Origin of the sequence: Rodentibacter caecimuris, assembly GCF_001019715.1 — a bacterium.
In the GTDB taxonomy this organism is placed as follows: Bacteria; Pseudomonadota; Gammaproteobacteria; order Enterobacterales; family Pasteurellaceae; genus Rodentibacter; species Rodentibacter caecimuris.
Window position 1 is genome coordinate 1,147,465 of the sequence record NZ_BBXJ01000001.1, and the last position, 18,315, is coordinate 1,165,779.

The 18,315-nt window shown below is 38.7% G+C and carries 19 protein-coding genes; 15 read left to right on the forward strand and 4 right to left on the reverse strand.

What is annotated here, in order from left to right; genetic code table 11:
- Positions 1-84: 84 nt before the first annotated feature.
- Genes PNEUHYL_RS05615 through PNEUHYL_RS05625 form a run of 3 tightly spaced genes read left to right on the forward strand, consistent with a single transcriptional unit; the run spans position 85 to position 2,289 of the window.
- Positions 85-564: a hypothetical protein gene (locus tag PNEUHYL_RS05615; protein WP_059366242.1), complete on the forward strand. Its 480-nt coding sequence runs from the start codon at positions 85-87 to the stop codon at positions 562-564.
- A complete protein-coding gene (locus tag PNEUHYL_RS05620) occupies positions 504-1,280 on the forward strand; it encodes a hypothetical protein (RefSeq protein WP_129582419.1) in 777 nt (258 codons plus the stop codon). The genes PNEUHYL_RS05615 and PNEUHYL_RS05620 overlap by 61 nt, the downstream gene beginning before the upstream one ends.
- A gap of 10 nt (positions 1,281-1,290) precedes the next feature.
- The gene (locus PNEUHYL_RS05625; RefSeq protein ID WP_059366244.1) at positions 1,291-2,289 is read left to right on the forward strand and encodes a hypothetical protein; all 999 of its coding nucleotides are present in this window, start codon (positions 1,291-1,293) and stop codon (positions 2,287-2,289) included.
- 70 nt (positions 2,290-2,359) lie between these two features.
- On the opposite strand, the gene PNEUHYL_RS05630 is transcribed toward PNEUHYL_RS05625, so the two are convergent.
- The gene (locus tag PNEUHYL_RS05630; protein ID WP_059366245.1) at positions 2,360-2,689 is read right to left on the reverse strand and encodes a TusE/DsrC/DsvC family sulfur relay protein; all 330 of its coding nucleotides are present in this window, start codon (positions 2,687-2,689) and stop codon (positions 2,360-2,362) included.
- A 1-nt stretch (position 2,690) separates the two neighbouring features.
- On the reverse strand, positions 2,691-3,623 hold the full coding sequence (gene ttcA / locus PNEUHYL_RS05635; protein WP_059366246.1) for a tRNA 2-thiocytidine(32) synthetase TtcA: 933 nt from the start codon (positions 3,621-3,623) through the stop codon (positions 2,691-2,693).
- A gap of 148 nt (positions 3,624-3,771) precedes the next feature.
- Here ttcA and mukF point away from each other — a divergent pair, with 148 nt between their 5' ends.
- From mukF to PNEUHYL_RS05665, 6 genes are all read left to right on the forward strand, one after another.
- Entirely contained in the window at positions 3,772-5,106 is a 1,335-nt protein-coding gene (mukF, locus tag PNEUHYL_RS05640) for a chromosome partition protein MukF (protein WP_059366247.1), read from the forward strand.
- A 69-nt stretch (positions 5,107-5,175) separates the two neighbouring features.
- A complete protein-coding gene (gene mukE / locus PNEUHYL_RS05645) occupies positions 5,176-5,934 on the forward strand; it encodes a chromosome partition protein MukE (RefSeq protein ID WP_059366248.1) in 759 nt (252 codons plus the stop codon).
- On the forward strand, positions 5,934-10,451 hold the full coding sequence (gene mukB, locus PNEUHYL_RS05650; RefSeq protein WP_059366249.1) for a chromosome partition protein MukB: 4,518 nt from the start codon (positions 5,934-5,936) through the stop codon (positions 10,449-10,451). Before mukE ends, mukB begins: the two co-directional genes overlap by 1 nt.
- Before the next feature lie 94 nt (positions 10,452-10,545).
- Positions 10,546-11,418 carry a DMT family transporter gene (locus tag PNEUHYL_RS05655; RefSeq protein ID WP_059366250.1) on the forward strand — a complete coding sequence of 291 codons (873 nt, stop codon included), beginning with the start codon at positions 10,546-10,548 and terminating at the stop codon, positions 11,416-11,418.
- Between the two features lie 14 nt (positions 11,419-11,432).
- Positions 11,433-12,857: an exodeoxyribonuclease I gene (gene sbcB / locus PNEUHYL_RS05660; protein WP_059366251.1), complete on the forward strand. Its 1,425-nt coding sequence runs from the start codon at positions 11,433-11,435 to the stop codon at positions 12,855-12,857.
- Between the two features lie 662 nt (positions 12,858-13,519).
- Positions 13,520-13,801 (forward strand): hypothetical protein, encoded by a 282-nt coding sequence (locus PNEUHYL_RS05665; RefSeq protein WP_059366252.1) that lies wholly within the window; start codon positions 13,520-13,522, stop codon positions 13,799-13,801.
- On the opposite strand, the gene PNEUHYL_RS05670 is transcribed toward PNEUHYL_RS05665, so the two are convergent.
- Both PNEUHYL_RS05670 and PNEUHYL_RS13425 read right to left on the reverse strand, forming a co-directional pair.
- Complete coding sequence (locus PNEUHYL_RS05670; protein WP_032804058.1) at positions 13,802-14,176, reverse strand: hypothetical protein; 375 nt, start codon at positions 14,174-14,176, stop codon at positions 13,802-13,804. It lies immediately after the preceding gene.
- Between the two features lie 101 nt (positions 14,177-14,277).
- Positions 14,278-14,454 carry a hypothetical protein gene (locus tag PNEUHYL_RS13425; RefSeq protein ID WP_059366253.1) on the reverse strand — a complete coding sequence of 59 codons (177 nt, stop codon included), beginning with the start codon at positions 14,452-14,454 and terminating at the stop codon, positions 14,278-14,280.
- A 166-nt stretch (positions 14,455-14,620) separates the two neighbouring features.
- Between PNEUHYL_RS13425 and PNEUHYL_RS05675 the strand changes: the two genes are divergently transcribed.
- The 6 genes from PNEUHYL_RS05675 to PNEUHYL_RS05700 all read left to right on the forward strand — a co-directional run bounded on the left by PNEUHYL_RS05675 (position 14,621) and on the right by PNEUHYL_RS05700 (position 18,001).
- Positions 14,621-15,745: a phage/plasmid replication domain-containing protein gene (locus PNEUHYL_RS05675; protein ID WP_059366254.1), complete on the forward strand. Its 1,125-nt coding sequence runs from the start codon at positions 14,621-14,623 to the stop codon at positions 15,743-15,745.
- Between the two features lie 10 nt (positions 15,746-15,755).
- Entirely contained in the window at positions 15,756-16,079 is a 324-nt protein-coding gene (locus tag PNEUHYL_RS05680) for a DNA-binding protein (RefSeq protein ID WP_059366255.1), read from the forward strand.
- A 103-nt stretch (positions 16,080-16,182) separates the two neighbouring features.
- Entirely contained in the window at positions 16,183-16,449 is a 267-nt protein-coding gene (locus tag PNEUHYL_RS05685) for a hypothetical protein (RefSeq protein WP_059366256.1), read from the forward strand.
- Between the two features lie 16 nt (positions 16,450-16,465).
- A complete protein-coding gene (locus PNEUHYL_RS05690; protein WP_129582433.1) occupies positions 16,466-16,675 on the forward strand; it encodes a hypothetical protein in 210 nt (69 codons plus the stop codon).
- 161 nt (positions 16,676-16,836) lie between these two features.
- Complete coding sequence (locus PNEUHYL_RS05695) at positions 16,837-17,565, forward strand: type II secretion system protein GspD (RefSeq protein WP_059366258.1); 729 nt, start codon at positions 16,837-16,839, stop codon at positions 17,563-17,565.
- Positions 17,543-18,001, forward strand: coding sequence for a hypothetical protein (locus PNEUHYL_RS05700; RefSeq protein WP_059366259.1), 459 nt, complete (start codon positions 17,543-17,545; stop codon positions 17,999-18,001). The genes PNEUHYL_RS05695 and PNEUHYL_RS05700 overlap by 23 nt, the downstream gene beginning before the upstream one ends.
- The last annotated feature ends 314 nt before the right edge of the window (positions 18,002-18,315 follow it).

The following is an 18,315-nucleotide window of genomic DNA, read 5'->3' on the forward strand; positions in this document are numbered from 1 at the left end:
AAGTTCAATGAAAATGTAAGGGCAAGCGGTAGTGTCAGTATTGCGGATATCAGCCATTTTGAAGTATTAAAATTTGATTTTCTGGTGTCGCTGATTGCCGACAAACTCTATACCCGAACGGCAAAATATACTAAATCACGCCAACAAAACGAAGTGGTGCGGGCGGTCAAAAATATTCACCGCATTTATGAAATTAACCCCTTTACCAAACAGGCGGAAATCAAACAAAACAAAGTCATAAACCGCGACATTCGCATTAAAGCCCGTTATCCTTCGCCCCCTAAACCCCATCCCAAATCGCACCCGCTCTACCAATTGGACGGTGCGCCGACACTAAAAATCCACGAAGAGGGTTATCGGGTACTCAATCCGAGAGGGCAACTTGCCGGCTTACAAAAAATGTTGGGTTACTCGGTGATATTCGGTTATATCTGGCAAAGTAACAGCGCCACCACCGCATCGGTTACGGATACGAAGCCTATTACAAAGGGAATACCGTGGGCATGTATGCCGCAATCATGCGGGGTTCGGGTACTTTACTGTCCAGTACCTCAATTGGTTTAATCGGTGTCGCCAAAGCCACTACCAATATGCAATGGCTGGTCAGGTTTGGTTATGTGGGGCTGGCTGCTGGTTCAGTGATTTTAGTGGCGGGTATCATCACAGACTTTTTCAAACAACCGGATATTGTCACTTGGGTGGATAATGGATTTTGGGGCGGAAGTGAGCAGTATTGGGGGAGAGAGGTAAGAGCTTATGAGTGGGAAGGAAAAGAGAGATTAAGTAATTTTGATAAGCAGCTTGAAGACTCTCTTTTTACTACGAGTAAATCTGTAAGCAAATATTATCAAATTGAAATACAGCGTTACTTTAGTTTTTCCAGAGAAATTGAAGTACATGATGAAAGTCAATTTCTCTTTTTTGTGAACTATAAAGGCATTTATAGTCAAGCGGATGCGGATAAAATCAGGATTGAAAGCCCGATAACGGTGCGTTGTCCGGCAACCCCAAAAACTATTTATGATCCCCCTTATAATGAATATCGGGTTGAGGGAAATACATTGCGCTACCAGGTACTGTTTGAAACGGAAGGCGTCGCCAAAATTATCATTTCGCCACAACACCTCACCGGTTATTTACGGGCAAAACAATATTATTTTCCGACACCGGTACAATTTAATTACGGTGACATTAATTATTTATCAATGAGTGTGTCAATCCCCACTTATCAGGGCAGTGAATATCGAAAACATTCAAATCAAACTGCATTTAACTTTTAAAGGATAACCGATGAAATTTCTCGAAAAATGGCTTCATTTTTACCGCACTTATACTTTGAGCTATTCCATTCGTCGGGTGAATCCCGATGAATTGGAAATTCGCCATTTAATTTTAGATGCCTTTCCCAGAGGGATGATTCGTCTGATCTTTTTAGCGATTTTAGGTGTCATTGCCTTTATTGATCTTCAATATGGCGTTAGCCCCTTTGATAATCAAATTAAAGCAATTAAATATGATTTTGAATGGGCTTTTGAACCAGATAAGTTTATTTTACCTTTATATCAAGATCATGTAGAACTACATAATGATCCTGTATTTACAGGTCGATATCCAAATTCTAAAGTGATGAAATATGAAGATTATAGACTTCTTTATGTTGAAGATGATAATTGGCGTTTAATTCGCCCTATTTTTCATGTGATCTGGCCGTTATTGCTTCTTTGCATTTTATTCCCGCCACGCCCTCGTGGCATTCGGATTAACCGGAAGAAAAAAGTGATTTATCAACAACACTTAGGTAAAGAATATTGGTTGGCATTTATACCGGAAGAGGGCGATCCGTTAAGTGGTATTGTTTATAGCCTTGACGGGCTTTATCCTTTTAGTCTAACAGGGCGTTATTCTTTACAAATCGGCATACCGGATAAAGCAGGAAAACTGCCTTTTTTAATGTACGGTTGTTACCCCAACCCAAGCCTTGAACACAACCGCTACCTGTTACGTGCCATTCGGGATTTTGTACGTGAAAACAATCCCGAAAGCCTGAAATATATCGGGCGTTGCTATAAATTGCCGTGGCTAAACCCGTTAATTTTCCTGTTCAACGTAGGCAGTATTTTCCGTATGCCGTTTAACCAAAAACTGGCGGATAAACAGATTGAGACGGAACTAAAAGCATGGAAAAAGCGCAATGAAAACAGTAAAAAGCATTGGTTCGACGCGGTGCAATGCCAACAACAAAGTGTCAATCAACAACTGGCGGAATTAAAAATGGATAATAAAATCTAGCCAAAATTGACCGCACTTTGTGCTGTTTTAAAAATAAAACAGCACAATCGGCTATAAGCGAATCAAAGAGTTATAAGCATTTTGCCGGTTTTGGCAAGCCGGCTAATTTTGTTGCTTGTTTTGCCGGACCTTCAGGGAATAAACGTTGTAAATAGCGACTGTTGCCTTTATCTTCGCCCAATTTTTCAGCCATCGCTTTTACTAACATACGAATAGCGGGAGAGGTGTTGTATTCTTGATAAAAATCCCGCACAAAATAAATCACTTCCCAATGAGCGGGAGAAAGTTCAATGTTTTCCTGCTGTGCGATGGCTTTGGCAACTTCTTCATTCCAATCGGCAAGATTGGTGAGATAGCCCGATGAATCGGTTTTAATTGGCTTTCCTTGTACTTCAATCATTTTATTTTACTTCTTTAAAACTAATCATGTCCTGATCAGAAAAATCAATCGATTCTTCATTATCAAATTGCATCGGTTCGATTCGTTCTTCATCAAATGCCGTGTCGCCTTCAACGCCTTCTAATAATTGCCCGTGCCGAATATTTTTAAAATCAAAGAGTTTTGGGTCGCACAAATGTGACAACGTGATATTTTGCATTGCACTAAACATGGTTTCTAAACGTCCCGGATATTGGCGATCCCAAGTATTCAGCATTTCTTTCACCACTTGACGTTGCAAATTGGGCTGAGAGCCGCACAAATTACACGGAATAATTGGAAATTTTTTCGCAACGGCGTATTTCTCAATATCTTTTTCTTTACAGTAGGCTAAAGGGCGAATCACAATGTGTTTGCCGTCGTCTGAAATTAATTTAGGCGGCATTGATTTTAATTTTCCGCCGTAAAACATATTCAAGAAAAGGGTCGCCAGCATATCGTCACGATGATGCCCAAGGGCGATTTTTGTCGCACCTAATTCTGTCGCCGTGCGATAGAGAATACCACGGCGTAGGCGGGAGCAGAGTGAGCAAGTGGTTTTCCCTTCAGGAATTTTTTCTTTTACAATGCCGTAGGTATTTTCTTGCACGATTTTGTGATCTACGCCAATACTTTCTAAATAAGTCGGCAGAACATGTTCCGGAAAACCCGGTTGTTTTTGGTCAAGATTCACCGCCACAATATCAAACTTAACCGGGGCGCTTTGTTGTAAATTTAACAGAATATCCAAAAGCGTATAACTGTCTTTTCCGCCAGATAAGCAGACCATCACCTTGTCGCCATTTTCGATCATAGCAAAATCCGCAATCGCATTTCCCACATTACGGCGCAAGCGTTTTTGTAATTTATTGAAGTTGTAAGTTTGTTTTTTTTCTTGTTGGGTTAATTCGGTCATTCTGTTTTGGACTTATTGATGAAAAGCGCACATTATACGTGAAAAATGCTAAAAGTGCGGTCAATTCAAAAGAAGATTTTTAAGATTTACAAAAATTCCTGTATAATTGCCTCAATTTTTTGTTCAATTTTAACGCGCTATCATTTCAATGATCGAGACATCACAAACTATCCCGGAACTCGTTTCTTGGGCAAAAGAACGCGAGTTTTCACTGAATTTACCCACCGAGCGTTTGGTATTTCTGTTGGCGATTGCAATTTATAACAATGAACGATTAGACGGTGAAATGTTAGAAGCCGATCTTGTAGATATCTTTCGTCATACCATAAATGCCTTTGATCAATCTACCGATGCAATTGCCACTCGCGCCAATAACGCTATCAATGAGCTAGTCAAACAACGTTTATTAAATCGTTTTAGTAGCGAGTTTACCGAAGGTTTGGCTATTTATCGTCTTACGCCGCTCGGCGTAGGCGTGTCCGATTATTATATTCGCCAGCGTGAATTTTCTACGTTACGCCTTTCCGTGCAACTTTCCATTGTTGCCGATGAAATACAACGGGCATCAAATTCTGCAGAGGAAGGGGCTCAAAATAATGAAAACGAGCATTATTGGCGTAAAAATGTCTTTGCGCCGTTGAAATATTCCGTCGCAGAAATCTTTGACAGCATTGATCTTTCACAACGTATCATGGATGAAAATCAGCAAAGTATTAAAGAAGAAATTGCCGAGCTGTTAAGCAAAGATTGGCAAGCGGCAATTTCAAGCTGTGAACGTTTGCTGGATGAAACATCAGGCAATTTACGTGAATTGCAAGATACCCTAAATGCCGCTGGCGATAAATTGCAGGCGCAATTACTTCGGATTCAGGATTCTGTCATCGGGCGTGAGGAGCTGTATTTTATCGATCAACTCATTACGGATCTTCAATCCAAACTTGACCGTATTATCAGCTGGGGACAGCAAGCGATTGATTTATGGATTGGCTATGATCGTCATGTACATAAATTTATCCGTACTGCCATCGATATGGATAAAAACCGAGTATTTTCACAACGCTTGCGTCATTCTATTCATCATTATTTTGATCATCCGTGGTTTTTATGGACGGCACAAGCGGATCGACTCGTTGATTTACGTGATGAAGAAATGGTATTGCGTGAGGATGATGCGCTCGGCGAATTGCCTGAGGCATTGCAATATGAGTCCTTATCTGATTTACATGATCAGATTGTTGATCATATGCAAAATCTGCTGATTCAATACCGTGAAAATAATCGTCCGATAGATTTGAGCGAGGTACTCAAAGAACAACTTGATAGTTATCCGCTTTCCCGTCATTTTGATGTGGCGCGTATTATTGTCGATCAGGCGGTGCGTTTAGGAATAGCGAACGACGATTTGTCAGGCGTTTATCCGAGTTGGAAAGAAATTAACGATCAGGGTGCAGAGGTACAGGCTCACGTGATTGATAAGTATTAAAGTGCGGTCAATTTTACAAGAGATTTAATCATCCTTGGGACAGGATATAAAGAGTAAGAGAAATAAACCATGACAGATAATCTTCAAGATGTAATATCCCCAAAACTTGCAACGGCAATTGCGAATCCGTTATTTCCTATGGTGGATAGCCTTTTGCGTTCAGGTCGCCATATCAGCACGGAACAACTTGATAATCACGCCTTTTTAATGGATTTCCAAAATGAGCTAGACGGTTTTTATCGTCGCTATAATGTGGAGCTTATTCGTGCGCCTGAAGGCTTTTTCTATTTACGTCCTAAGGCTACGACCTTAATTGCTCGTTCAGTACTTTCCGAATTGGAAATGTTAGTGGGAAAAGTGCTTTGTTACCTCTATTTAAGTCCGGAGCGTTTGGCACAGCAGGGGATTTTTAGCACACAAGAAGTTTATGATGAATTACTCAATTTGGTTGACGGAGACAAATTGTTAAAAGCGGTGAATCAGCGCTCCAGCGGTTCTGACTTGGATAAACAAAAATTAGCTGAAAAAGTGCGTGCGGCAATTGGTCGTTTGCGCCGTTTGGGAATGATTCATACGGTAGGCGAACAAAATAGCGGCAAATTTACTATTTCCGAATCTGTTTTCCGTTTTGGAGCGGAAGTGCGTTCCGGAGATGATCCGCTAGAAGCCCAAGCCCGCTTAATTCGTGATGGGGAAGCCGCCACTCCGCAGTCTTTACAACTGGAAAAACAAGCATTGGCAAATACGGAACATAATGTTGAGGAAATCGACGAGGAAAGTGCGGTTGAAATTGAAGCAGAATTTGATGATGTAGGAGAGCAAGAATAATGTCTGATGTATTAGAATTAAAAAATGATATTGTGCAGGACGAATCACACGCGCAAGACATTGAACATACGGCAGAAAGCCTGCTTGTTGCACCTGCCATCAATCATGCTGTCGAACGGGGCAAATTTCGCTCTCTAACATTAATCAACTGGAACGGCTTTTTTGCCCGTACATTTGATTTGGATGAATTGGTTACTACGCTTTCCGGTGGTAATGGCGCGGGGAAATCAACCACGATGGCAGGGTTTGTTACTGCGCTCATTCCGGATTTAACATTACTTCATTTCCGTAACACAACAGAAGCCGGCTCAACGGGCGGATCACGTGATAAAGGTTTACATGGGAAATTACGCCCGGGCGTTTGTTACGCCGTATTGGATACCATTAATTCCCGTCATCAGCGTGTTCTTGTCGGGGTTCGTTTGCAGCAGGTCGCCGGACGTGATAAAAAAGTCGATTTAAAAACCTTCTCCCTTCAAGGTGTTGAATTATCACAAAATCCGACCGCACTTTTCACGGAAAGCGTGGGGGAGCGTCAAGCACGCGTGCTGAATTTAAACGAACTCAAAGATAAAATTGAAAATTTAGGCGCTCAGTTTAAACAATACCATTCCATCACCGATTATCACGGAATGATGTTTGATTTGGGCATTATTCCAAAACGTTTACGCTCCGCCTCAGATCGCAGCAAATTTTATAAACTTATCGAAGCCTCCTTGTACGGTGGTATTTCAAGTGCGATCACTCGTTCTTTGCGTGATTATTTATTGCCGGAGAATTTAGGGGTACGCAAGGCCTTCCAAGATATGGAAAGTGCGTTGCGTGAAAACCGTATGACCTTGGAAGCCATAAAAGTTACCCAATCCGATCGTGATTTATTCAAGCATTTAATTACCGAAACCACCAATTATGTGGCATCGGATTATATGCGTAATGCCAACGAACGCCGTGGCAATATTGAAGCGGCACTCGCGTTTCGCCGCGAATGGTATAAAGCCAAGACGGAGCAGGATTTATCACAACACCGTTTAATTGATTTAAGCCGAGAGGTTGCCGAACTGGCGGAAAATGAACGTACGTTGGAAGTGGATCACCAAAGCGCGCAGGATCACTTAAATCTGGTGTTAAATGCACTTCGTCATCAAGAAAAAATATCTCGTTATCAAGAAGATGTTGCAGAGCTTTCCGAACGTTTGGAAGAACAAAAAATAGTAGTGGAAACTGCCAATGAGCAACTTGAAGAAAGCCAAGCATTGTTTGAACAAAGTGAGATCGAAATCGATGAAGTACGTTCTCAACTTGCCGACTATCAACAGGCATTGGACGCCCAACAAACACGGGCTTTACAATATCAACAGGCTATTGCGGCTTTAGAAAAGGCAAAAAACCTATGCGGTTTAGCCGATCTGAATGTGAAAAATGTCTCTGATTACCACGCTGAATTTGAAGCACATGCGGAAAGCTTAACGGAAACAGTATTGGAATTAGAACATAAAATGTCTATTTCTGAGGCGGCAAAATCCCAATTTGATAAGGCTTACCAATTAGTCCGTAAAATTGCCGGCGATATACCGCGTTCTACTGCTTGGGAAAGCGCTAAAGAATTATTGCGTGAATACCCAAGTCAAAAATTACAAGCACAACAAACACCGCAACTTCGTGCCAAATTGCATGAGCTGGAACAACGTTACGCCCAACAACAAAGTGCGGTCAGATTATTGAATGATTTTAATCAGCGGGCGGATTTAAATTTAGCCACTGCCGATGAATTAGAAGCCTATCATGCGGAGCAGGAAGCTTTGGTAGATGAGCTTACTGCGGATCTTTCCGAACAAGTGGAAACTCGTTCAATACTTCGTCAAAAACGTGAAAACTTAACCGCACTTTATGATGAAAATGCACGTAAAGCGCCGGCTTGGCTGACAGCTCAGGCAGCATTGGAACGCTTGGAAGAGCAGAGCGGAGAGACTTTCCGGCACAGTCAGGATGTGATGAATTTTATGCAGGCGCAACTCGTGAAAGAACGCGAATTGACGATGCAACGTGATCAACTTGAACAAAAACGCCAACAATTAGAGGAGCAAATTTCCCGTTTAAGTCAGCCTGATGGTTCTGAAGATATGCGTTTGAATGCGCTTGCAGAACGTTTTGGCGGTGTATTGCTTTCCGAACTTTATGATGACGTACAGATTGAAGACGCCCCGTATTTTTCCGCACTTTACGGCCCGGCACGACATGCTATTGTGGTTCGTGATTTAAATACGGTAAGGGAACAATTAGATAAACTTGATGACTGTCCGGATGATCTTTATTTAATTGAAGGTGATCCAACCGCTTTCGATGACAGTGTACTATCCGCGCAAGAGCTTGAACTTGGCGTGGTGGTTCAAGTGTCCGAACGTGAATTGCGTTATTCTAAATTCCCGGAAATCCCATTATTTGGTCGTGCAGCCCGTGAAAAACGTTTGGAAGAATTGCAAGTTCAACGTGATGAAATTGCGGAAGATCACGCACAAATTGCCTTTGATGTGCAAAAATGCCAACGTTTACACGAACATTTCAGCCAATTTGTCGGTTTACATTTAGCCCTTGCATTCCAACCAAATCCGGAAGCATTAATGGCGGAAATTAACCGTGAACGTAATGAAATTGATCGTGAATTAAATCAATTTAGTAGCGGTGAGCAGCAATTGCGTATTCAATTAGACAACGCAAAAGAAAAAATGCAATTGCTTAATAAATTAATTCCACAATTAAGCATATTGGCAGACGAAGATTTAGTTGATCGTATCGAGGAATGTCGGGAACAATTAGATATAGCGGAGCAAGACGAATTATTTATTCGTCAATATGGTGCGACGTTGTCACAACTAGAGCCGATAGCTAACACGCTGCAAAGCGATCCGGAACACTATGAAACGTTAAAAAACGAATTAGCACAAGCCATTGAACGCCAAAAACAAGTGCAACAACGTGTTTTTGCATTAGCTGATGTCGTACAGCGTAAACATCATTTTGCTTATGAAGATCGGGTTCAGACAGAAACTTCGGAATTGAACGATCAACTTCGCCAACGTTTAGAACAAATGCAAACCCAACGTGATGCACAACGGGAACAGCTTCGTCAAAAACAAACGCAATTTGCGCAATATAATCAGGTTTTCATTGGATTACAAAGTTCTTATGATAGTAAAAATCAGCTATTAAAAGAACTCATTAGTGAAATTGATGAGTTGGGTGTGCGTGCCGATGAAGGAGCGGAAGAGCGGGCGCGTATTCGCCGTGATGAGTTGCATCAGCAACTTTCAACCAATCGTCAAAGACGTTCTTATGTGGAAAAACAACTCACGTTAATTGAAAGTGAAGCGGAAAATCTTAACCGCCGTATTCGCAAGGCTGAACGTGATTACAAAACCCAGCGAGAATTGATTGTTGCAGCCAAGGTAAGTTGGTGTGTCGTATTACGTTTATCCCGGCATTCCGATGTGGAAAAACGCTTAAACCGCCGTGAGCTGGCTTATTTATCTGCTGATGAACTCCGCTCAATGTCGGATAAAGCATTGGGGGCATTACGTACCGCCGTGGCAGACAACGAATATTTACGTGATAGTTTACGTGCCTCGGAAGATAGCCGTAAACCGGAAAACAAAGTGCGCTTCTTTATCGCGGTATATCAACATTTGCGTGAACGTATCCGCCAAGACATCATTAAAACCGATGATCCTATTGATGCCATTGAACAAATGGAAATTGAACTTTCCCGCTTAACCGCTGAACTCACTAGCCGTGAGAAAAAACTGGCAATTAGTTCTGAAAGTGTGGCCAACATTATGCGGAAAACAATTCAACGTGAGCAGAACCGAATTCGTATGTTGAATCAGGGATTACAAAATATTGCTTTCGGTCAGGTAAAATCCGTACGCTTAGTGGTAAATATTCGTGATACCCATGCAATGTTGCTTGACGCCCTTTCCGGTCAGCAAGATGAGTATCAAGATTTATTTAATGACAACCGCATTACTTTCTCAGAAGCCATGGCGAAGCTCTATCAACGCATTAATCCGCACATTGATATGGGGCAACGTACGGCGCAAACCATCGGCGAAGAATTATTGGATTATCGCAATTATCTTGAATTGGAAGTAGAAGTTTTCCGTGGTGCGGACGGTTGGTTACGCGCGGAAAGCGGCGCATTATCAACCGGTGAAGCTATCGGAACGGGGATGTCAATTTTGCTGATGGTAGTCCAAAGCTGGGAAGAAGAAAGCCGCCGGATTCGAGGTAAAGACATTGTACCTTGTCGCTTATTATTCCTTGATGAAGCGGCACGTCTTGACGGTAAGTCCATTTCCACCTTATTTGAATTGTGTGAACGATTGGATATGCAACTCCTCATCGCCGCACCGGAAAATATTAGCCCGGAAAAAGGCACAACCTATAAATTGGTACGTAAAATTGCCGGTAACCAAGAACACGTTCACGTGGTTGGGTTACGAGGATTTGGTGCAACAGAGTAGAGGATAAGTGCGGTTAAAAATGAAAGTATTTTTGACCGCACTTTTTTATAGGAAATTATCCGCAATTTTAAGAATTATTCATTAAGGAACAAAAATGCACAATCTTATTCTCGCTATTTTCTGTAGCGTTGCCGTTTCTATTTTGCTCAAAGTCGCACGCAAGAAAAATATTATTATCGAGCAGGCGATTGCTTTTAACTATATTGTCGCCTTGTTATTGAGCTATTTTTTGCTAAAGCCGAACTTTAAAGAATTAGGATTCACGGATTATATCGTACAAAGCGATAGCATGCCGATTTTCTTGGCATTAGGACTATTATTACCGAGCGTATTTATTATTATGTCAAAAGCGGTTGAATTTGCCGGTATAGTTCGTTCTGATGCGGCTCAGCGCTTATCTTTATTTTTGCCGATTTTAGCGGCGTTTTTTATTTTTAACGAAGCCTTAAGCCACTCAAAATTAATTGGCGTTATATTGGCATTTATTGGTTTGCTTTGCTTGTTAAGTAAACCGAACGAGCAAAGTGCGGTCAATTTTAAAGGTATTTTTGCGTTAATTGGCGTCTGGTTTGGTTACGGCATTATTGATATTTTGTTTAAGCAAGTGTCAAAGAGCGGTGGCGCATTCCCGACAACCTTGTTTATTGCCTTTTCACTCGCCGCTTGTGTGATGTTTATTTATTTGCTTCTTAAAAGAACACAATGGCGTGTGGCAAGTTTTGTCTGTGGGATTATTTTAGGGGTATTAAATTTTTTTAATATTCTGTTTTACATTAAGGCTCACCAAAGTTTTGGTGCAAACCCGACATTAGTATTTGCCGGAATGAATATTGGGGTGATTTGTTTGGGTACCATCACCGGTGCATTAATTTTTAAAGAAAAAATCAGCAAAATTAATGGGGTAGGAATTGTGTTCAGCCTTACGGCTATTTGCTGTTTGTATTATTTAGATAAAATTTTGGTTTAGATTTGAGAAAGACTATGCAAAAAAACGATTTCAGTTTTTTTATTTATGATTATGAAAGTTTCGGTGTAAACCCGGCGACGGATCGTCCGGCACAATTTGCCGGTATCCGGACGGATGAGAATTTTAATATCATTGGTGATCCGATAATGCTTTATTGTAAGCAAACCAACGATTATTTGCCTTCCCCGGAAGCAGTGATGGTTACGGGGATCACGCCTCAAGAATGTAATGAAAAGGGGATTCCCGAACCGGAATTTGCTGAAAAAATTTTAACCGAATTTTCTCAGCCCAATACTTGCGTAATGGGTTATAACAACATTCGTTTTGATGATGAAATGACGCGCTATACTTTTTATCGTAATTTTATTGATCCTTATGAATATAGTTGGAAGAATGGCAATTCTCGTTGGGATTTATTAGATCTGGTACGAGCTTGCTATGCATTACGCCCTGAAGGGATAAATTGGGCGTACGATGAGGAGGCAATGTCAAGTTTTAAATTAGAAAAGCTAACCAAAGTTAATGGAATTGCCCACGAGAATGCCCATGATGCTATGGCGGATGTGTATGCAACTATTGCTATGGCAAAATTAATTAAACAAAAACAGCCTAAATTATTCCAATATTTCTTTGAAAATCGCGGCAAAAGGGACGTGGAAAAACTCATTGATACAGCAGAAATGACACCGTTAGTTCATGTTTCCGGTATGCTTGGAAATTATCGTGGTAATTGCACGTGGATCGCTCCCTTAGCTTGGCATCCAATGAATCAAAATGCCATAATTGTATGTGATTTAAGCGGTGATATTGATAATTTATTGGCAAAAAGTGTGGATGAATTAAGAACGGATTTATATACTAAAAAATCGTCGTTAAACGAAAGGGAAGTACCACCCGTTCCATTAAAACTTGTACATATTAATAAATGTCCGATTCTTGCACCAGCCAAAACCTTATTACCAGAAAATGCTGAGCGTTTAGGTATAGATCGTCAATTATGTTTAGAAAATCTGGCTAAGCTACGTTCATCTTTTAATATTCGTCAGAAAGTCATTGATATTTTTAGCGAAGAACGCGTGTTCGAGCCTAGTGACAATGTGGAAATTGAACTTTATAGCGGTTTTTTCAGTAATGCCGATAAAAACAATATGATGATATTACGTCAATTACCTTCGGAAAAATTAGCCGAACATGGATTAGCTTTTGAAGATAAACGCATAACTGATTTATTATTTCATTATCGTGCACGGCATTTCTATAAAACCTTGACACGTGCGGAGCAAATAAAATGGCAGAAATATCGTCAACGTAAATTAGAGCAAAGTTTGATTGATTTTGAGAACAGCTTAAAGCAACTTGCTGATGAAAATGTTGATAATCCAGAAAAACTATTTTTGCTACAACAGGTTTATGAATATGGTGCAAAATTACTAGATTAATTTAGTGACAGTATCACAATAATACCTACTAAAAAATGAAAGCATATTCAGAAAATGAATATGCTTTTTTAGTTTTTAAGTACTATAGATTTTTGTATTTGACGAGGGCGACGGAAAGGGAAAAGTGACTTATCCAGAATTGGAACAGTTTAACATTGAAAAAGCCTTACGTGACTTAAAACTGGAGCGTAGCGAAAGGCGTTAGTAAAAACACAAGAAAAGATCTCAAAAGTAAAACCAATCCCGATACATCCACACCTAATTTTAAATCCCGTCATCATTACACGTAAAACATCACAACGTCACAAATAACATTTTATAGGATAAAAAAATAGGGTTGATTGTTCGTCAAAACGAACTGGATTTTGCACAGCCGTATCTTGACAAAATACTGACAATCAATCTTAGCCATTCGATAAATTACACTGACAAGGTGTTACAACGTTTAAAAATCGCTTTATTTGTCCTGTTTTAGTAGTATTCGTGACGTGTGCATAAGTCTGTGATTTCCTTAACCCGTAGTTTTTACTTACCCGATAACTAATTTCGCATAATGATTTTCGGATTATGTTACAATTCGCAGCGCGGTATAATCGCCATTGGCACCGCGCAAGAATTTACACATAATCCGCCATTATGCGAAATTTTAAGTTATTGAATTTATGTCAAATATTACCATTCAACATATCACGCCAAGACATTTTTATGAGGCAGTGAAACTTCTCAAACAAACTGAGCATAATATAAGATTTAGCTATGATACGGTTGAAATTCGTTTTGTTTTTGATAGATTGGAAACTGCAGAACAGACTCAAGCAAGATTTGAGAGAATGGAACACTTGGGGGAGTTTTTAAAGGAACTGACAAATTCATCAGTTCCTATTGATTTAGAAGAATTTATAAAACAATATAGATATCAATCAGGGAAGAAATTTTTCAGATAGCTAATATTTATCTCTATCTATATAAAAATATCCTATAAAAATAAGAAATATCGCTATTCCAAAAATCCATTGCCATAGGTTTTCTCCATACCATGCATACATTCCTTCACGACAAAAATCCAATCCGCCACGGGTTGTCTTTTCTCCTTGTGCAATACATTTATAAGCTCCAGATTCCCAATTTAAAATAGGAACTATCACTCCTATATAAAAGCTAATGGTAGCAGTCAGCCAGGATAATCTTGTCCAATTTTTATCATATGATTTTAACAATACATAGACTGAACCTATGAGTAATATCCAAAATGGAAATTTGCTAGAAATTGATTGGAGTATAAAGCTTAGTATGTTGTTGGTATTTTGTAGAATATCCATATGAATTTCCTTATATTTCAATGTTTATTTTTTGTTCAAAAAAGTTCGGGAGTTCTGTTACACCCGAACTTTGGTGTGGAATCCCGCACTAAAGTCCGCTTTTATTTTCTTTGAGCGAAATTTATGTAATCTTGCTCGTTTATGTGTTCTAAGCCTTTTTTAATTAAAATCTTTAATACTTCAGTATCTTTTAAGCTTGTTTTTGTTGCGATAACTGCTTTTACTGTTTCATCTTGTACTTTTTTCCAAGTATTTTCATCTATGTGTTTTGATGGCATTTCTTTTTCCCCGCTTTTTCTTCATTTTTGAAATGTTTTTGTGAGCTGTATCGCAAAATTTTATCATTTCTAAGAAAAATAGAAATTAGATTATTGACATCTTAGAAACTAAGAAGTTGGAATTCATCCATTTTCTAATTTCTAATAATCTAAGATTATTTTCTGTATGTTCTACGACTGGCTTAAAATTAAACAAAATTTTGGCTACCAACTTCCCCTAATTGGTGATTTTGGTTTTGTTGGCGTACATATTGAAACAGGGGAACAGCAAGAGGGGATTAGAATCCCAACATTTAAACATGAAGGCAGTTTTTGCGATTCGGTCATGATAAAAATCAATGGTTCAACATTAACGATGAGTGGCAATCCAAGCCGATGGGGAAGAATAGAAAATTTATTTGGTATTTCTTCAGTAGAAACCTGCGTTAATGTATTTAACGACATTTTGAATAAATTGGGACTGCCTTGTTTTACAAAATGTACAAGAACTTGGATTGGTCAATCAGATGAAAATTCTAAACCGGTTAAATATTCAGATGGGGCAATTATTAAAGAATTGCATATTACTGAAAATAGAGCTGTCGGGGCTGGCAATGTCGAACATTATTTAAGTGGTCTTGCAACCTTAAACTATCGAAATTCACAAGCAAGGTTACACACTAACGGTCAAACGGTTGATTGGTTAAGTAAACAAGGAAATGCAAGTTTAATTTATCCATCAGTTTACAACAAAGCTTATGAATTAGAACTCCATTCATTAAATAAAATTAAAAGTAAATTCGGTGAGAGTTCAAAGGAATATATAAATTTAATAAAGGTTATTGAATATTGTAAAAATCAAGGTGTAGCAAGGTTTGAACAAAAATTAAAATCAAGATATTTACAAAGAGAAAACTTACATTTTTATGGTTTAAGTGATTACACAAGATTAAATGAATTGAACAAAGAATTTTTAAATATTGATAAAAGATTAAAGGTTACAGCAATGGATTTTGAAACTATATCAGAAACTCTTATGAATAGCGGAGTAGTCGATACAGTAAAAGCGGCAAATACTACAGCTATGTATGCCCTTCAATGGTCTCATGGTCAAGTTTTTGATTTGTCTAAAAGACAAGTGAAAGTACACCGTGCAAGACTACGTAAAATTGGCATTGATATAGCGAACAAATGCGATATTTCTAAATTCTCACCGGTTAAAGTGGTATCAACCAGAGAAATTGAAGTTAAACCTTTGACTATTCCTAATTGGTATCAAAGATCTAATCATCACTTAAAACTAGCAGCCTAAGGAGGCAAAAATGGAACATGGCATTATCATTAGAGGTACTTTACTTGGTTATAAATCCAGTGAATACACAAATAGAGAAACAGGTGAAGTCCGTTATCGTCATGTAATGGGTATTGGTGTATCTACGATTAATGAGTTTGGCTCAAAAAATGAAGAAGTCCAAAAGATATCTATTTCTCAAAATGATTTCAATAATGGATTAATCACCAAAATCGATGAATTGAAGTTAAAAGATGTAGAAATTCACGTTAATTTATCTGCTTGGGAAGTGGGAGGAAGATATGGTTATTCTATCTCGTATGCTTCTCAATATGGAATACAACCGGTTAAATAAGTGAGGCTGTAACAATGCAAGAATTCTTAGTAATGAGTTTAGCCTCAACAGTAGGGTTTCTTAGTGGTTCGGCAATTCTATATTTTATTTTTGGATAAAAATTATGGCAAACGATGAAATTATTGTAATGACGGCGATTTGTGATGCAGATTCATCTGTTTGCCAAGATGTATTTTTGAAAATTCCACAGATAGAAATCACAAAATTTCAATCTTCGGAGTTATCAAAAATAGGTGAGTGGAGTTCATATTCAACTCAATATGAACCTGCTCAAATTTGGGGATTTGCTTTTAGTGCCATAGTGTTTTTTTATTTTACCGGTTTAGGTATAGGCTCTGTTCTTGGTGCGATAAAGCAATTTTCTCATTAAAAAAATTATGAGGTCTATGATGAAATTATTAAAAAAAATTGCCATTTCAACAGGGGTTTTATTTATCGGTTCAAGTGCATTTGCAGCTGGGCCTGATTTTTCCCAGTTAGCTAATGTTGATTTTGGAACGGCGATAGCAGCAGTCATTGCGATTGCTGCAGCTATCGCCGGTATTCGTATCGCAGTTGCCGGCTCTCGTGCAGTTTTACGAATGATTAGTGGTTAGTCCTTTATAGAAGAAGGGGCGAAAGCCCCTTTTTTTGATCTTGAGAGGAAATATGTGGGATTTAGTCTTTTTTATTTTTGGTATTGCTTGTGGTTGGGCAGTGGTAATGGGGTTAAATAATTAAAGGTGAGACTATTAATAAAGTTAAAAAAGTGTTACCAATGCTAGACATAAAACCGGCTCAAGTGGTTGTTACCGCAAGAATCTTAGAAGTTAAAAAAGGGGATAATCATCAATCAGGTCTAAGCATTATAGCCAACATTTTAAAATCGAAACTATCACTTAATTTTTCAATCGGCAATACTTCGGATAACCTGATTTCATTAAAGACATCTGATGCGAACGCATTATTTAGTATTTTTGATACTGAATCACGTTTTAACGTCATATCGTCTCCGGTGATTCGAGTGCTTGATAGTGAAACCGGTTCATTTGTCGTAGGTTCAGATGTACCTGTTCTCGGTGCTGAAAGTTATCAAGATGGCGTAAGAACAAGAAGCGTTGATTACCGTTCTTCCGGTGTTATCTTCAACATAAAACCTACTATTACCGATAATGGTGTAAAAGTGAATGTACGTTCTGAATTATCTAATTTTGCTCGAACAGAAACAGGCGTAAACGATACACCGACATTATTAAAAAGGTTGGTTGATTCAACTGTCTATGTTAATGATGGTTCTTTGGTCATTCTCGGCGGATTGAGTGAACAAAAAACAGATAAAAGCGACCAATCTGTTTTTGGTTTACCGTCTTGGATTTTTGGTAAATCTAAGAAGTTTGAAAAATCTGATATTCTATTGCTTATGCATACAAGACTAGTTGATGACAACAAAAAAGAAGTAAATTTAGATCACTTAATGCAAAAATTTGACAAAGATAGCATTTTTTAGGCTTGAAATCGGTACGCCCGCAGCGGTGCGAGGACGTATCGATTTCAAGGCGAAGATAGATAACTTTTTTAAGTTTGAAATCGGTGCGTTTGTAGCGGTGCTAAGCAACGTTGCAAATGCAGCGATTGTAAGAATAATGTCACCTTGTCACAAATCTAATTATTTTTTCGCTTGCGAAAATTTGATAATAATGAGGACTTATAAAATGATTGGATATCAACCCCAAACTATTGAATTATTAAATTTAGGTGTAAAGCTACTTCCTTCTTCAAAAGGTATCAAATGCTTTATCAATGAAGATAAAACGAAAATTTTTCTAGAAATCAAAACTGAATCGGACGTAAAAGTGATATCTGTTGATACAGATAACAAAGAGAGCAACGATCTACTAAGCCTTGAAAAAGTGTTAGTAGAAAAAGTTTTAGCCACCTTATAGGGGGTGTCGGGGGAAAATGCTGTGCATTTTCTCCTGACGGTAGGCGCAACGGCTGTAGCGCCGGAAAACAGCGATATTTATTTGAAAAAATGAACATCTTGCGTGTACTATTCTTCAAAAAATCACTGTGCTTTATTCGCTCCTGCAAAACCTTTAAAGCCACTTTCTTTACGCTGATTAGATAATACGAAACGTGCAGAGTATCTTTACATTTCCTTTAAGTTCTCATCTAACCATTCAACAACAACCTAGATTTATACATAACAACGTGGGATTTTCTTAGATTTTGTCCTGTTTTAGTAGTATTCGTGACG

Bases quoted from the DNA above. Each gene is read 5' to 3' on its own strand.
- mukB (WP_059366249.1), top strand. From the start codon at position 5,934: ATGTCTGATGTATTAGAATTAAAAAATGATATTGTGCAGGACGAATCA.
- PNEUHYL_RS05665 (WP_059366252.1), top strand. From the start codon at position 13,520: ATGTCAAATATTACCATTCAACATATCACGCCAAGACATTTTTATGAG.
- PNEUHYL_RS05655 (WP_059366250.1), top strand. From the start codon at position 10,546: ATGCACAATCTTATTCTCGCTATTTTCTGTAGCGTTGCCGTTTCTATT.
- mukE (WP_059366248.1), top strand. From the start codon at position 5,176: ATGACAGATAATCTTCAAGATGTAATATCCCCAAAACTTGCAACGGCA.
- PNEUHYL_RS05695 (WP_059366258.1), top strand. From the start codon at position 16,837: ATGCTAGACATAAAACCGGCTCAAGTGGTTGTTACCGCAAGAATCTTA.
- PNEUHYL_RS05690 (WP_129582433.1), top strand. From the start codon at position 16,466: ATGATGAAATTATTAAAAAAAATTGCCATTTCAACAGGGGTTTTATTT.
- PNEUHYL_RS05625 (WP_059366244.1), top strand. From the start codon at position 1,291: ATGAAATTTCTCGAAAAATGGCTTCATTTTTACCGCACTTATACTTTG.
- mukF (WP_059366247.1), top strand. From the start codon at position 3,772: ATGATCGAGACATCACAAACTATCCCGGAACTCGTTTCTTGGGCAAAA.
- PNEUHYL_RS05675 (WP_059366254.1), top strand. From the start codon at position 14,621: ATGTTCTACGACTGGCTTAAAATTAAACAAAATTTTGGCTACCAACTT.
- ttcA (WP_059366246.1), bottom strand. From the start codon at position 3,623: ATGACCGAATTAACCCAACAAGAAAAAAAACAAACTTACAACTTCAAT.
- PNEUHYL_RS05670 (WP_032804058.1), bottom strand. From the start codon at position 14,176: ATGGATATTCTACAAAATACCAACAACATACTAAGCTTTATACTCCAA.
- PNEUHYL_RS13425 (WP_059366253.1), bottom strand. From the start codon at position 14,454: ATGCCATCAAAACACATAGATGAAAATACTTGGAAAAAAGTACAAGAT.
- PNEUHYL_RS05630 (WP_059366245.1), bottom strand. From the start codon at position 2,689: ATGATTGAAGTACAAGGAAAGCCAATTAAAACCGATTCATCGGGCTAT.
- PNEUHYL_RS05685 (WP_059366256.1), top strand. From the start codon at position 16,183: ATGGCAAACGATGAAATTATTGTAATGACGGCGATTTGTGATGCAGAT.
- PNEUHYL_RS05680 (WP_059366255.1), top strand. From the start codon at position 15,756: ATGGAACATGGCATTATCATTAGAGGTACTTTACTTGGTTATAAATCC.
- PNEUHYL_RS05620 (WP_129582419.1), top strand. From the start codon at position 504: ATGTATGCCGCAATCATGCGGGGTTCGGGTACTTTACTGTCCAGTACC.
- sbcB (WP_059366251.1), top strand. From the start codon at position 11,433: ATGCAAAAAAACGATTTCAGTTTTTTTATTTATGATTATGAAAGTTTC.